This is a genomic window from Maribacter cobaltidurans (assembly GCF_002269385.1).
GTDB lineage: Bacteria > Bacteroidota > Bacteroidia > Flavobacteriales > Flavobacteriaceae > Maribacter > Maribacter cobaltidurans.
In genome coordinates, this window is record NZ_CP022957.1 from 1,142,709 (window position 1) to 1,157,488 (window position 14,780).

The window sequence follows — 14,780 nt, forward strand, 5'->3', positions numbered from 1 at the left end:
TTTAAAATTATGAACGACGCACATTTTCATTTAGTAGTCAATCATTTGCCTATTGTGGGCGTATTGATTGGTTTTTTAGTGTTGTTAGCAGGTTTAATTATGAAAAAACCGCAAATCAAAAATACAGCATTAGGTATTTTTATTTTTTCTGCATTAACAGCTATTGCAGCTTTTTTAACAGGTGAAGGTGCTGAAGAAATAGTTGAGAATTTACCAGGAATTAGTGAAACACTAATCCATAAACACGAAGAATATGCAGAATTGTTTCTTACGATGATGCTGATTTTAGGAGGCGTATCGCTAATAACCTTTTTTTTACAATACAAAAAACTTTCATTTTACAAATACGGTTTTGTTGCCGTTTTATTGCTTTCTGTAACGGTAATAGGCATTTCAAAATACGTTGGAACAAGTGGTGGCGAAATAACCCATATAGAGATTAGAAGCAATACGAATACAATTCAATTAGATGGACGCGATGACCACAACGATGATTAGTAGCGTTGCTGCATTTTGTACAGATTTATTGACAACTTCAAAATGTAAGGAATTACCATTTCATAATTTGGAGCATACTAAAGAAGTAGTACAAAATGTAAAATACCTATGTGCTGCAATGGATATAAATGAGCAGGATACTGAGGTTTTGCTCATTGCAGCTTGGTTTCACGATACTGGTTTTTCAATGACTTACAAAGGTCACGAAGACCAAAGTAAATTCATTGCTACTACATTTCTAAAAGAGCAAAAGGCTAATAAAAGTTTTATCAACAAAGTCTGTAATTGTATAGATGCTACTAAAATGCCTCAACGTCCAACAAATGTGTTAGCCAAAGTACTTTGTGATGCCGATTTGTTCCACTTGGGAACAACTAATTTTTTGTATAAGAATATGCTCTTACGAAAAGAATGGGAACTGTTTAGTGATATAATTATGGCTGATGATGAATGGCAAATGCTTAACATCAATTTTTTGGAAGAGCACAGATTCAAGACCACTTATGGTAAAGAGATTTTGGAAAATGGAAAACAGGAAAATTTAGATAAATTAAAACAATTGATACGATTACAATGAAAATGATATTTCCAAAACTTTTATGTTTATTTCGCATCTCTTTTTCTATTTGTTTACTTCGGTCCCGAAATGTACAATTACTATAATGTAGCGAATGTTATAGATTAAAGCTTTTTAACCGGTGCAAGAATGACGACAGATTACGAATACATATTAAAAAAATTAGACAATGACCTTGATATTCTTGAAATAGAAGAAGAAGATATATTAGTGAAAGCCGAAAAAGGGATTAAACTTTCAAAACAAACCCTTAAAACAATTAGAAGTATCATTATCGATTATGAATTTGAAACCAAGTTAGAGGAAATACTTTTTTTTAAATGTACTAAACCAAAAATTTACAGTAAACTCATTTATTACGTAAAACTATTTAACATTGAAAGCAAAAGACCAAGGGGAAGTAATAAATCTCAAGTAAAATATTTGAACAGTAATATTGAAAAACTTCAAACCTACTTTAACGACAATCTCGATTTTTACCATTATTACCGTAGGGAAGCTACTGTATTTGATGAACAATATTTTTTAAGAGGTAAGGCAGATATTCGGTTATTCCCAGATTCATTTCACTTTTTTGTAGATGAACAATTTGCAACAAGCCACGATAGTACAGTAGCTACAATTTTGGCTTATGACCTTTTGATTGTACAGTTAAAACGGGAGATTGATAAATTGGAGAATACAAACAATTATACAAATTTAAGATTGTTACAAAGGAAAACCAAAATTACGTGGACAGCCCATAAAATATATTTAATAGAACTGATTTACGCTTTGCACAGTACAGATGTCATCAACAATGGTACTGTTGACATTAAAGATATTGCCTATTTTGTTGAAAAAACATTTAAAGTGGACTTGGGCGATTATTACAGAGCATTTCTGGAAATACGGATGCGTAAAAATGGCAGAACCAAATTTTTGGATATACTAAAAAAGCAGTTAACCAAAAGGATGGATGATACTGATAACGTAAAATAAAATACCCAAGATGCTTCAACTTGGGTGTTTCTCGTTTTATTGAAAATCTCATTTTATTTGGTGGTTTTTAGATAGGGTATTTTTTTAGGAAAGTACCAAAATCCTCTATTGTATTACATTGAAAATGAGAGAAAAAAAATACCCAAGTAGGCCTAACTTGTGAATAAAATCCATCAAACTACCCCAATTTTGTAGAACGAAAGTCAAATCAGGTCAGGGCCTATCATTTTAGATGAAAGCAAAACGGTAGTCCCTTTCTTTTAATCCGTTCTATTATGCCTACAAGTATTATTACCACAGACGACCTTCGAGAGTTGAAACTTGAACTGCTCGATGATATCAAGGAACTACTCAACAACCAATCTGGCCATATTACCAAAAGGTGGTTAAAATCCCCTGAAATAAAAAAACTTTTGGGAATCTCTTCCGGCACTTTACAGAATTTAAGAATCAATGGCACATTGCCCTTCACCAAAGTTGGCGGTGTACTCTATTACGATTATGAAGAAATAATGAGCGTAATGGAAAATAACAAAATTCATAACAAATTTTAAAATCGTTTTGGAGCAGGTCAACTACATCAAGCACTTGAACGCCGTATTCTTACAATTCTCAAAAGACGGCCGTTTAAATCCCACGCACATCAGTTTATACGTGGCATTATTTCAGTTGTGGAACAATTATCACTTTCCTATGGAATTCTATATCAATCGAGAAGAAGCGATGCGGTTTTCCAAGATTGGTTCAAAAACTACTTACCATCGTTGCATCAAAGAAATGCACCATTGGAAATACCTATTGTACGAACCCTCACACAATCCATTTAAAGGTAGCCGAATCAAGATGTTCAATTTTGGGACAAGTGATGAACCAGTTACGGGACACTACAATCCCATATTAGAACAACTTGCGGAACAGTACTGTCCCATACGTGAACCAGTAGTGTACCAACACCATCCCAATAATGGACAAGCTGTGGACTCGCACCGTCCCACCAGTGGACAAGCATTGGTATCTACTATAAACAATACCAAACAAGTAAACAATATAAAACAACCAAAGGGCTGGCAGGCCGTTATTAATTTTTTTATTGAAAAAGGTTTTAATGCTGATGAAGGAAAAAAATTCTTTGAGCATTATGAAACCCGGAACTGGCAAACGAGTGATGGAAATGAAATTAGAGATTGGCGTGCCTTGGCCACGAACTGGATGGACAGAACAGAATTATATGCCGAGGAAAACAAACCAAACAAAAAACAGGCGTCCCAAATCAAGGACAACTTGCGAACCACTAAAAACAAAGATTATGGACAACCCCTCTAAAATTATCGAAGGTGGTATGGAATATTCACTTGGCAAGTTTGATGGCAAAAGCGTTCTATACGATTTCGAGAAAATACTGATTTACCTCAATACAAAGGGAAAACAATTGTTTGGTAAGAATTTTAGAATCTACGATGAAGACATCGAAATCATCCGAAAACTCTGTCATTATTTCATAAAGGATAAGGACAATTGTGAAAAATATGAAATAGATATTGACAAAGGCATTCTGCTTTCTGGTCCCGTAGGCTGCGGAAAAACTACGCTGATGAAATTACTTCGACACATCGTCCCATTACAGCGATCTTACGAAATGATACCGTGCAGAAATGTAGCGTTTAGTTTCAATCATTTAGGTTTTAAAACGGTCGAGGAATATGGCAATACCAAATTTTATTGCTTTGATGATTTAGGTGTTGAACCTGCCGGAAGGTTTTATGGCAAGGATCTCAATGTGATGGGCGAAGTATTACTTTCCCGATACGAACTTTACCTTGAGACCAAACACAAAGTCAAAACCCACGCTACCACCAACCTAAATGCCGAGGAATTGGAAGAACGTTACGGAAACCGTGTTCGTAGCAGAATGCGAGAACTGTTTAACTTGATTGCTTTCGACACAGCCACTAACGATAAAAGAAAATAATATGGATTCAAATGGTTTACTCAACATATATGAGCAATACTATGAGGCAAACTTAAAGTACGGTTTCTATTTACGAGAACATACATGGCAATCGATTGGCAAGGTTTTATTTATAGCAGGTGTTCAAGAAGGGAAAAGGCTTACAGGAAATCCGCCTTACTTTACAAATCCCAAAGTATTCGTAAAGCTTTACTATGCAAATTCAATTAATGCAATCAATGAAAACACTAAATCTAGAACGATTAGAATAAATGATGGTGGTACTTATCGCTATCAACCAGTTGATTCTAACTTTATAATGCCTTCCAAAGAAACGTTTGAGAAAAAGAAGAATTCAAAAAAAATCTTTGATAGCTATGATTATTTTAACGACGATTTTCTTAAGGATGAAAAATAGGTTTTTCAGAATTTGAAAAAAATTGAACTATCTGTAATGAAGTAGCTTAAAATATTTTTGTGAATGTTGTTTGAGTTCTAATTGACTTTTTGATAATTCTTTACCTAATTCCCTCTTTGTAGAGCGTCTTGTATAATTCTACGATGATATTCTTAATAGCTTTCATTATTTCAATCCCTAACTCCTTCATGTACTACATATTTTAGATATTGAATTAATACTTTAGCCATAGCTATAAAATTATTGGACTTACAATAATAGCTACCCTCATCCCAATTACTCAAAAACCCCAATTCCAAAAGGACAGAAGGACAATAACCAATCGTTTCCCGTAGCACTTGAAAATTTGCAAACTTCACACCCCTACTTTCAAAACCCAATTCTTTATTAAGCGCAGCTTGCAATTGAAAAGCCAACCAACTGGCATCCTTTGAATATTGTGAAGTGGCGTTTGCCACATACACTTCAATTCCTCTAGCATTCGGATTATTGGAATGATTGCAATGCAAAGAAACGAACAAATCAGCATTTAAGGTTTTGGCCAATTTAGTTCTGTCCGATAATAAAATTAAAGTGTCTTTGTACCTGGTCAAATAAATATCCAAAGGCTCATCCAAATCGTTATTTAACTTCAAAATCTCATTTGCAATTGATAAAACCACATCCTTTTCTTGGATACTATTTATTCCGATTGCACCAGAATCTTTTCCACCGTGTCCAACATCAATTACAATTCGTTTTTGAGTTGAATTTTCCTGCCCAAAAATGATGCACATTTTTAAGAGCAAAATCACAAAGCTGACGTTTTTGAGCACTTTTTTCATTTTCAATTTTTGGGTTATCAACAATTTACTTTCTAAAATCCATAGAATTTGATGCCAAATAATAACAAACGAATTCAAACTAAATCAAATAATATTTTATTCACAAATATTTGATAATCAGTTATTTATAAACAAATATATGTAAATTTCCAATAACGAAAACAACAGAAAATTTAAACCGTTCCGTTATGAAAAAATCAATCTATTTCGCAGTATTTCTTTCACTTATCTCAACATCTCTTTTTGCACAAATTGGTGGCATTGAAGATTCGGTCGATGATGTTTCAAACACCATCCGAACCATTTTTCCCATCATTTTAGGGGTTATTTTCCTTGTTGGTTTCCTATTTAATGCAGGACATTTCTTTGGGGAAAATGCTGACCTCAAAAAAGGAATCACAAGGGTTCTCGTATTTGTTTTGATTGCAGGCGCAGTCGTAGGCATCTTCACTTACCTAATAGGAATCGTAGTATAAATGAAACGGTTCGAGGTCTATAAAAACATTAGGAAACGGGCGGTCATATTTGGGCTGCCCATTTCCCTGTTTGCCTTGATGATGGTTTCCATACTTGCATCGCTGTTAGTAATTATTTTCTCTTTCAGCTTTCGGATAATTATAGGGATATTGGTTTTCAATGCTGCCTTATATGTCGCCTTGACTCGAATAAACCACAATCCGCAACTTTTCCAAATGGCAAAAACATTTCCACAAATCATCAGTAACAAAAGAAATTCTGGCTTCGATTATGAACAAGATTAACCTTTCGGCATATCAACCCATTGCAGATATTCAGGACAATATCGTGTTTGCCAATAATGGTAACGTGGTCTTGTGCTATGAAGGTAACTTGCCAGAAATCTACTCTTTATCAGAAAAAGACTTTGAGGATATGCACGGTGCCTGGTTTCAGGCTTTGAAATCATTGCCTGTGGGAACTGTGGTTCACAAACAGGATATCTACCTGAAGAAATCCTATTCTTCGGCACAGCTTCCCAATAAAACTTTTTTAGAGAAAGCAACACACGAGCATTTTAAAGGTCGTGGACATATTGAACACAAATGTTATCTGTTCTTCATTTTAACCAAGAACAAGGCACTCAACAACCCAAAATATGTCAATCCATTCCGAAAAATTTCAAAGGGAATTGTACAGGAACTGGATGAAAACATAAAGAGCTTCGTAAACTCGGTTAGTGATTCGGTTTCTTTCATTAACAATAGCCGAAAGATGGATTTTGTTTCGCTTAAAGCGGAAGAAATACAGCAACTAACGAATGCCTATTTCAATGGCTTTAATGAAGGCTATGATACTGATATTTTACTGGATAAAAAAAGCGTCAATATTGGCGAAAACCATTTTGATGCCCTTGCCATCAATAGCGAACTGTGCTTTGGCGAAAGTGTACAGAGTAGCAAAACCAATGAGAAATTCACTTCTGACGATTTTGTGTTTCATCAAGGGTTTATTGATGGCTTAGGGCTTACGCTTAACGAGAATCACATCGTCAACCAAATCCTTTATTTGGATGACAAACAGAAGTGGTGCAAGTTGCTCGATAAGAAAATTGAGGAACTCAATAAGAGTTCAAATTTCGGTTCGCAAAATAAAGTGGTACTTGGTAAAATCCAGCACATTCTGGACCAAATCAATGCGGATGATAATGCACGTATTATTCGTGGTCATCTCAATATTATCTATTGGGCGAAGGAAGCTAAAGAGTTGGACAAAATAACCTCGAAAATCAAGACTGAATTTAAGGAACTAGATATTATCCCATACTATCCAAGAGGGGAAGAACGCAAAAATTACATACTAAATAGTTACTGCTGTTTCTCTTCAAACTTCTCGAACAATGATTTATACGTTACTGATTTAAAACACGCACTTTGCCTGTTCATCAACAATACCAACTACAAAAGCGATGCAACTGGAATCATCTTCAATGACCGTGAGCATAACATTCCCGTTTTAAAGGATGTTTGGGATGAACGCAAAAAACGTATCAAGGCTCGAAACTTTGCCATTTTTGCACCAACGGGCGAGGGCAAATCATTTTTGGCAAATAACATTCTGCGCCAATATTTTGAAAGTGGCGTACGCTTGGTCATTATCGATTTGGGTGGCTCATATACCAAATTTGCAAAGCTCTATCCTGAAAAATATACCGTACTGCGTTACGAGAGCGGAAAGAATTTGGGCATCAATCCTTTTTACATCAGTAATCTAAAAGACTTAACACCAGACCGTCTTGAAGATTTATCTGTGTTTCTTTTTGAATTGTTTGCTTCAGATTTGAAAGTGACCAAAGCCCAATCGGTTTCCATCAAGAAAATACTGCGCCATTATTATGATAGCACTTCTGAGAATCATTCTTTGGAAGGTTTCTACAGTTTTATAGAAAGGAATCAGAAAGATCTTCTGGAAACCTTAAAAATCCATCCCGACTACTTCAACGTTACCAGCTTCTTGCACGTAATGTCCGAATATGTCGGCGATGGTCTATATAGCTTCCTCTTTGAAGTAAGCGAAGACCAAACCTATAAGATTGAAGACAAAAGATTGATTGTTTTTGAACTGGATGAAGTAAAGGACAATAAGGAAATCTTGTCCGTGATGCTGAAGCTGATTAAGTCGGCTATACAAAGAACCATTTGGAAAAACAGAGCTGAAAAAGGCATTATCCTGTTCGATGAGTTTGCCAAACAACTAAAGTTTGAAAATGTATTGGAAAGTGTCGAGTTCTATTATCAAGCTATCCGTAAACAAAACGGTGCGATTGGGATTATTCTTCAGTCGATAAATCAGCTTCCGAACAATTCTACATCGGCAAGCATACTCGAAAATACGCAGGTCATCTATAGCCTTAACAATGAGAAAGGCTATGACGAATTGGTCAAAAGGCTCAACCTATCCAGCCACGACCTGAACCAATTAAAATCCATTAAAAACAATCTTTCCGGTCCACGCAAGTACACCGAAATGTTTATTAAAATTGGACGGGAAAGCAACATTTTCCGTCTGGAAGTTCCGAAAGAAGTATATGCCGCTTACTTGACCGATGGACAGGAAAATGAGGAAATAATGAAGCTCTACAATGAGCATAACGATATGCAAAAAGCAATTATTCAATTCACATCTAAAACATAATATTATGAAATCGAAGATTCACGAATACCAAAACATTTTTTTTACAATGAGTAAAACAAAAATCAAAATTTTAGTAATGACCGTAGCCCTGACCTTATTTGTGTCGGGTAATGCTACCGCCCAAGGAATGCCCACTTATGATAATACCAATTTTATCAGCTTGGTAAAACAACTGATAGAATCTGGCAAGCAAACGGCTCAAATGATTAAGTCTGTAAAATTCCTGAAAGATGCAAAAGAGGCCATAGAGAAAGTATCAAGTGTTGTCCAACAACTTAGGGCAGTTGAAGAAATTGGACAAAACAATCAGCGCCTTATCAATATAATGCAAAACGATGTACAGGACATCCTTAACTCGCCTTACATCAAACCCGATGCAGTTTCAAGGGTTGTGGAATCTTTTGATGCCATAGTTCAAAACTCATTGGACACGGTTGATTTTATCGATGAAGTCCTATCGAGCGACTATCTCAAAATGAGCGATGCTGAACGTGCTGAAGTTTTGAAGCAGAAAGAACAGGAATCAAATGAAATGGTTTCCAATATAAAGACAAAAACGAAACGCTATCGTGATATTATTTCCTTCAGAAAAATGCAGGATAAGGTAAATAACCGCGAAACAGGATATTAAAATGACCGCAACTATACTTTTAGGGATTGGGTTGGAATATATAGATACGGTGTTCCAGACTATACAAAGCAGCAGCTTTTCGCAATATACAATTGCCGGAATGAAAACGCTTGCTGTCCTATTTTTTCTGGTCAATATCCTTAAAAAGTACAATGAAGGTGTTGCAGATAAGGACGGATATACTTGGGGATTAAGTCCAGGTGAACTTGCCAAGAATTTTGCAATAGTTATTGCAGTCATATTTTCAACGCAAATATTGGGATTTTTTGATGGTATTTTAGTGGCTATTGAAGGGCAATATAGAGGGACTGCACCTGCGTTATTGCCCCTACAAATGCAGGACATCCCGATTGAAGAAGATGTAAGTATCATCGAAGTAGCCAAGGCAGCTATGACGCTATTATATGAAGCATTGGTAACACCACTTTATGGATTCAAAATATTTGCCTTTATCATTAGCCTTTTCCTCTGGATTTTAGATTTGTTCATCTATCCGCTGTTTTTGGCAGAACGCTTTTTTCTTTTAGGGATAATGCAGGCTTTTTTTCCATTGGTCATTAGTTTGGCAGTATTTGAAAAGTTCCGTTCACTTGCCTATACGTTTTTCAAATTGTACGCTGCGGTTTATATGCTCGTACCAGCCTTCTTTTTGGTCAACGTTTTTATCAATGCGCTCTATACAGAAATCAACACCAATTTTTGGACGAATTTATTCGGCACCGATGTTGGAAGTGGATTTTTTGCACCTGTGGTTCAATTAGGCTCAGTAGGCTTTATTGTTTTCCTAAAATTCAAATTGTACAAACGTGCCACGTCCTTCACACTCAGATTATTTACTGCCTAAATCAGATTAAATATGAAAACACCATATAAGAATATTTACAATGTCCTAAAACTGAATCGATTTATCGTTTTGGCGGTTGTTGTATGTGCCTTGCTTTCCAGTACTTTTTCAGTATGGATGGTATTCAACACCAATCAAAAAGCACTCAATAGTGCCTTTGCCATCAATACCGATGGCAGTATCATTCCGCTGAAGCTCGTGACTCAAAAAGAGAATTTCAGAGTAGAAGCTATGGCACATTTAGATCTGTTCCACAACTACTTCTATAACATCGATGCCAGTAATTACGAGCGCAACTTGGAAAAGGCATTGTGGTTGGGTAACAGTTCCGTGGACAATCTCTACCGCCAGAAAAAAGCCGATGGTGTTTACAATAGATTACTTCAGTATTCATTGGTTCAAAAAGTGCTGAGTATCGATTCAAGGATAACTGAAAATAATGGTTCGTATAGTTTTACCACGACGACCATTTTTGAAATCAATAGAGGTTCAATCATCGACACCTACGAATTGGTTTCCACCGGAAACCTGATTATGGTCGACCGAAACTTTCCGAACAATCCGCACGGATTATTGATTACAAACTATTTCGAAAACACCTTAAAGAAAATATCAGATGAAAGTTGAGCCGACCCGCCTGACTTCGGGCAGGTAATTGGCATTTAAAAAAAACACGATTATGAAAGTAGAAAAAAACAAGATAGTATTTGCAGCGGTATTGGCCGTGATTTTCATATTTCTGATTTCCTATTCCGTGATGGTAATGGGCGATGATGAAAGTGAAACAGAAAACCTTAAGCAGACCTTAGTTCCTGATTTGGAAGAAGGCCAAAAAGAGTATGATTCCAAATTGGATGCAATCAACGACTTAAAAAAAGTACGTGAAAACAATGCACCCAGCATCTACGATGAAAAGCTGATTGATTCCTTGGGATTTTACGACCCAGACCTTCCAGAACGCGAAAAAGAGCGTATCGTAGATAGCATTTATGAAGCTGGTAAGATTAAGTATTCAGAAAAGCGATACCAGAATTTGGGACAGAGAAGAACTGTTCGCGAAATGGTATCAAAAATTGATTCTGCTGAAGTAAAAAGGGAAGAAAAAATTGAAGCCAAAGAATTAGGCTTAGAACATCAATTGTTCTTTGCTGCTTCGCCAAAACCCAATGAAGTTTCAATCATAGGTAATACAGATGAAACTATATACGTAGTAGTAGATGGCGACCAAGTCGTAAAAGCGAATACTAGATTGCGGATGCGCCTGACCAAAACTGCTACAATCAATGGTAAAGAAATGCCTGAGAACACACCTATTTTCGGTTTCATCAGCTTTCAGCCCAATCGTGCGCTAATCGAAATTGAAAACATAAAGCACCATCCTACAAAACTCAAAGCTTTTGATTTATCTGATGGTAGTGAAGGTATCTATGTACAGAACAATTTTAGGGCAGAAGCCACCACCGAAGTTCTGGACGATATTATTGGCGACATCAACATACCTACCGTTCCGCAAGTAGGTGGCGTTACAAAAGTACTAAGACGAAGTAACCGCAACGTAAAGGTTACTGTCCTGAACAATTACAGATTAATCTTAAAACCGAAATTATGAGAACATTTATTCTAATATTGATGGTGTTAATTTCCGCTTTCGCGAAAGCACAACAGCAACCAATACCACTCGACACCATTTATGCTAACGACACCAAAAATGTTGCGTTATTCTTTCCAGAACCCATACGGCAAGGAATAACCGGTTCAGATAATTTTGTATTTACTTACAATCGTGAAAAAGAACAGTATTTTGGACTTCTTCAGGCAAAGCCTGGGAAGGAAAGTAATCTGTTGGTAGTCAATAGAAATGGTTCAATTTTTTCGTATATTGTAAGATATAAAAAACAGCTATCAAAGCTCAATTATTTTATTCCTTTATCAAATAGTATTGGGAATGAAAAAACAATGGTAACCGATTCGATTCAGGTTGTAACTTCTGAAAGGAATGTAGATAACAGAACATACTATTATCAAAAATTCTGTTCCTATCTTCTTAACAGAAACCAACGTATTGGTCGGATTAAGAAGCGAACGCAAGGCATTGTCTTGAATGTTGAAAATGTTGTTTTTGATAAAGAAGAACTCTACTTCGTTATCCAGATTGAGAATAATTCTACTTTGGATTACGATTTGAATTTCTTAAAACTATCCATCGAGACTCGACAAAAAGGGAAAAGAAAATCTTTACAGCGTTTACATCAAGAGCCAATTTACAAGCATCGTCTACCTTCAAAAATTACAGAAGGTAAAACAGTTAAGTTTATTTATGTAATGCCCAAATTTTCGTTATCAGAAGACCGCAGGGCAATTTTGGAATTGAACGAGAAGGATGGCGAACGGAACATAGAAATGAAACTATCACACAGATATATCAATAACCCAAATTAGAATATTATGAAAAGAATAGTCATTTGCTCGCTTGTACTGTTGTTCCTTTCTTGTTCAGAAAGCACAACAAAATCCCCTTCTGAAACTGCCAAGGCAGTTGCGGAAAGTTTTTTCTCAAAAGATGAATCAGCTTTAAAAAAGCATACTACTACAGAAGGCTATGCCAGTTTGATTACTGTACAGAATATGATACCAGATTCTGATAAAAACATCGAAGTGGAAATTTTAGATGAAGCTGTTGATGGTGAGATTGCTTGGGTGAAATATAAAACCTCTTTTGATGGAAAATCAGGTGTCTTTAAACTTGTCAAAGAGGATAACCAATGGAAAGTCACTAATAAAGGTCCTAGGGAAAAAGGGCCTTTTTGAAAAACCACTCTTTTCATTGATATCACTTGGCGTATTCGCCCAATCCATATTTAGCGACCAGTGCGCTATTTGGTTTTTTACAGTTATTAGGATAGTCGGAAAAATAGATGCAATCTGGCAGTCCATCTTTAAACTTAACAGTTACACCACCCGTCTGTTTTCCTAACAAACCACTAAAGTTATAATCAGCTTTTAGCGTGACCATTTGTGTTTGGTCTGCCGACTTTAACTCGCGAACGTTACTGATACTATTACCAGTATACTTGTTCAATGCCCAAGTTTTGGATTGATTACTGACTATGTCATTGAGCAGTTTAGCGTGGTTCTGGTCACCAGCTGGACCACCTAAAATTTTGATTTTTTCATAGACGCTCATTCCTTTTAAGCGTTCTGGTTTTTGCTGATTGGCAAATGCCAATAAATTAGTTTCAAACTGCTTAACACTTTTTGAGTCGCACGCGTTAAATCTAAAAAAATTGGACCAATCACTCAGCAGTGCTTTTGCTTTGTGGACTTGGTCTATGGAATTACCCATAGCATCGGGATTGGTATACATATCGACTGCAATACGAAACGCATCTTGATTTTGCTGTGCAACCAAACGCATTTTTGCAGCATACAACTTTGGGTCTGCAAAGATACCTGTACCTATAGTCTTCCAAGCAGTACAGTATCTGCTGACTTCCACACCATAGCCGTCTGTCGTGACGCTTTCCCGAGAGCAAACGTCGGTCATTATCTCAACCTTGTTTTCTGGAAGCTCATCTGGGCAAAGACTACCAAAGGTGTTTAAATATCCACTTAAAATCATCAAGAAATGACTACTGAACACATCTAGCTCAATGTTCTCAAAATGGCCACGATAGATGTAGTCAAAAAAGGCAGCATTATTTAATCCCACCGTTTTAAATTGCATCGAGCCCTCGTCCTTGCCGTTGGCTTCTAAAAAGGCGATGCGCTCATTGCTTCCTTCCAATTTCTTCTGCTGTTGTGCCAATCGTTGCTGTTCTACCAGTTGCTTTTTTCTTGAAGCAAATAGTGCATTCAGTTTTTGATATTGACTGGATTGTTGTGGCAGATAGCTCATATATTTATTTTCCAAACGTGGGAAACTAGTATTATCGGCTTGAACTATTTGAGCTTCGATGGTTTTGATTTGAGTATTGACCAACTTCTCTTTTTGTGCAATCAGCTTTTGCTCACCCTTCTTCACTTGGCTATGTCTTGAGAAGGAACCATAATCCTGTTTAAAGGCTTTAAGTTTCTGATTGATTTGAGCAATATCCAAGTTTTGATTGAGCGGACCCAGGTCTATGTCTATCGCATTTTGTAATAAGGCTACTGTTTTAGCGTCCAGTCTGGATTGAAATTCGGTTTGCTTTGCTTGAGAAGCTTCAGGCAATAATTGAGTAGCTTTTTGATTTAGCTTAGATATTTTGACTAAGGACTCTTTGTCTCTGTTTAATTTTTCAATATACGTAAGAAGTTCATCAAGCTGGGCATCTGATTTTTTGGCAATGATAGCATCAATCTCTGTAATAGCCTGCCGTAATTCGCTGTCTAAAAGTACAGCATACTCAACGGATAAACGCTGCTTTAATTGTAAAAGTTCATCTCTGGATGTAGTGTTTCCAGAAATATTTACTAGTTCTTTTTTCAACTTACTACGTTTAGTATCGACTGTAGCTATTTGATTGATGAAATTTGGATTACTGTAAGCTAGATAATTGTTGTAAATGATATTTTGGAATACCCAATTGTAATGTGGGTCATTTCTATAGTTGCCTTTAACGAAACAGAGCTGAATTTTTCTAAAATCCTTGGCCAATGTTTTTTGGGAAAGTTGTGCGTAAGGCTTTCCTCGGTAAGATTCAAAATAGTTCTTTGAGAAATAATTTGCAGCGAGTTTTTGCATCTTGCCACGGTTCATATACCGAAGGGAAGTGGTTTCTGGATATTCTTGTTTTATCAAATCCATCCATTCTACCAAATCTTTACAATTCTGTGCAGTCAATAAAAAGGTACTAAAGGTAAAAATGAATATGCATAAAACTCTTTTGACCAGCATAGATGAAATAAATTTATTGGTATGGGTTGAAAT

The 14,780-nt window shown here is 36.1% G+C and carries 18 protein-coding genes; 16 read left to right on the forward strand and 2 right to left on the reverse strand.

Annotation, left to right across the window (positions count from 1 at the left end):
- Nucleotides 1–9: 9 nt before the first annotated feature.
- From CJ263_RS04885 to CJ263_RS04915, 7 genes are all read left to right on the forward strand, one after another.
- Nucleotides 10–498, forward strand: coding sequence for a hypothetical protein (locus tag CJ263_RS04885; RefSeq protein ID WP_094996228.1), 489 nt, complete (start codon nt 10–12; stop codon nt 496–498).
- On the forward strand, nt 479–1,075 hold the full coding sequence (locus tag CJ263_RS04890) for an HD domain-containing protein (protein WP_158657083.1): 597 nt from the start codon (nt 479–481) through the stop codon (nt 1,073–1,075). Before CJ263_RS04885 ends, CJ263_RS04890 begins: the two co-directional genes overlap by 20 nt.
- 129 nt (nt 1,076–1,204) lie before the next feature.
- Nucleotides 1,205–2,056, forward strand: coding sequence for an RteC domain-containing protein (locus tag CJ263_RS04895; RefSeq protein WP_094996230.1), 852 nt, complete (start codon nt 1,205–1,207; stop codon nt 2,054–2,056).
- A gap of 275 nt (nt 2,057–2,331) precedes the next feature.
- A complete protein-coding gene (locus tag CJ263_RS04900; protein WP_094996231.1) occupies nt 2,332–2,610 on the forward strand; it encodes a helix-turn-helix domain-containing protein in 279 nt (92 codons plus the stop codon).
- A 7-nt stretch (nt 2,611–2,617) separates the two neighbouring features.
- Nucleotides 2,618–3,379 (forward strand): hypothetical protein, encoded by a 762-nt coding sequence (locus tag CJ263_RS04905; protein ID WP_094996232.1) that lies wholly within the window; start codon nt 2,618–2,620, stop codon nt 3,377–3,379.
- Nucleotides 3,363–4,025, forward strand: a complete 663-nt coding sequence (locus CJ263_RS04910; protein WP_094996233.1) for a P-loop NTPase family protein — start codon at nt 3,363–3,365, stop codon at nt 4,023–4,025. The genes CJ263_RS04905 and CJ263_RS04910 overlap by 17 nt, the downstream gene beginning before the upstream one ends.
- A gap of 1 nt (nt 4,026) precedes the next feature.
- On the forward strand, nt 4,027–4,422 hold the full coding sequence (locus CJ263_RS04915; RefSeq protein ID WP_094996234.1) for a hypothetical protein: 396 nt from the start codon (nt 4,027–4,029) through the stop codon (nt 4,420–4,422).
- A gap of 170 nt (nt 4,423–4,592) precedes the next feature.
- Here the strand turns inward: CJ263_RS04915 and CJ263_RS04920 are convergent, their stop codons facing one another.
- Nucleotides 4,593–5,246: an N-acetylmuramoyl-L-alanine amidase family protein gene (locus CJ263_RS04920; RefSeq protein ID WP_094999120.1), complete on the reverse strand. Its 654-nt coding sequence runs from the start codon at nt 5,244–5,246 to the stop codon at nt 4,593–4,595.
- 188 nt (nt 5,247–5,434) lie between these two features.
- Between CJ263_RS04920 and CJ263_RS04925 the strand changes: the two genes are divergently transcribed.
- From CJ263_RS04925 to CJ263_RS04965, 9 genes are all read left to right on the forward strand, one after another.
- Complete coding sequence (locus CJ263_RS04925; RefSeq protein WP_094996235.1) at nt 5,435–5,722, forward strand: hypothetical protein; 288 nt, start codon at nt 5,435–5,437, stop codon at nt 5,720–5,722.
- The gene (locus CJ263_RS04930; protein ID WP_094996236.1) at nt 5,723–6,007 is read left to right on the forward strand and encodes a hypothetical protein; all 285 of its coding nucleotides are present in this window, start codon (nt 5,723–5,725) and stop codon (nt 6,005–6,007) included.
- Nucleotides 5,994–8,396, forward strand: coding sequence for a TraG family conjugative transposon ATPase (locus CJ263_RS04935; protein ID WP_094996237.1), 2,403 nt, complete (start codon nt 5,994–5,996; stop codon nt 8,394–8,396). Before CJ263_RS04930 ends, CJ263_RS04935 begins: the two co-directional genes overlap by 14 nt.
- A 76-nt stretch (nt 8,397–8,472) precedes the next feature.
- Nucleotides 8,473–9,027: a conjugal transfer protein gene (locus CJ263_RS04940; RefSeq protein WP_229702374.1), complete on the forward strand. Its 555-nt coding sequence runs from the start codon at nt 8,473–8,475 to the stop codon at nt 9,025–9,027.
- A gap of 1 nt (nt 9,028) precedes the next feature.
- Nucleotides 9,029–9,871 carry a hypothetical protein gene (locus tag CJ263_RS04945; protein ID WP_094996239.1) on the forward strand — a complete coding sequence of 281 codons (843 nt, stop codon included), beginning with the start codon at nt 9,029–9,031 and terminating at the stop codon, nt 9,869–9,871.
- A 12-nt stretch (nt 9,872–9,883) separates the two neighbouring features.
- Nucleotides 9,884–10,498, forward strand: a complete 615-nt coding sequence (locus CJ263_RS04950; RefSeq protein ID WP_094996240.1) for a conjugal transfer protein TraK — start codon at nt 9,884–9,886, stop codon at nt 10,496–10,498.
- Between the two features lie 52 nt (nt 10,499–10,550).
- Entirely contained in the window at nt 10,551–11,480 is a 930-nt protein-coding gene (gene traM / locus CJ263_RS04955; protein ID WP_094996241.1) for a conjugative transposon protein TraM, read from the forward strand.
- Nucleotides 11,477–12,310 (forward strand): DUF4138 domain-containing protein, encoded by an 834-nt coding sequence (locus CJ263_RS04960; protein ID WP_094996242.1) that lies wholly within the window; start codon nt 11,477–11,479, stop codon nt 12,308–12,310. The genes traM and CJ263_RS04960 overlap by 4 nt, the downstream gene beginning before the upstream one ends.
- 6 nt (nt 12,311–12,316) lie before the next feature.
- On the forward strand, nt 12,317–12,679 hold the full coding sequence (locus tag CJ263_RS04965) for a hypothetical protein (protein WP_094996243.1): 363 nt from the start codon (nt 12,317–12,319) through the stop codon (nt 12,677–12,679).
- Between the two features lie 22 nt (nt 12,680–12,701).
- Here CJ263_RS04965 and CJ263_RS04970 read toward each other — a convergent pair whose 3' ends face one another.
- Nucleotides 12,702–14,747 carry a coiled-coil domain-containing protein gene (locus CJ263_RS04970; protein WP_094996244.1) on the reverse strand — a complete coding sequence of 682 codons (2,046 nt, stop codon included), beginning with the start codon at nt 14,745–14,747 and terminating at the stop codon, nt 12,702–12,704.
- Nucleotides 14,748–14,780: the final 33 nt, after the last annotated feature.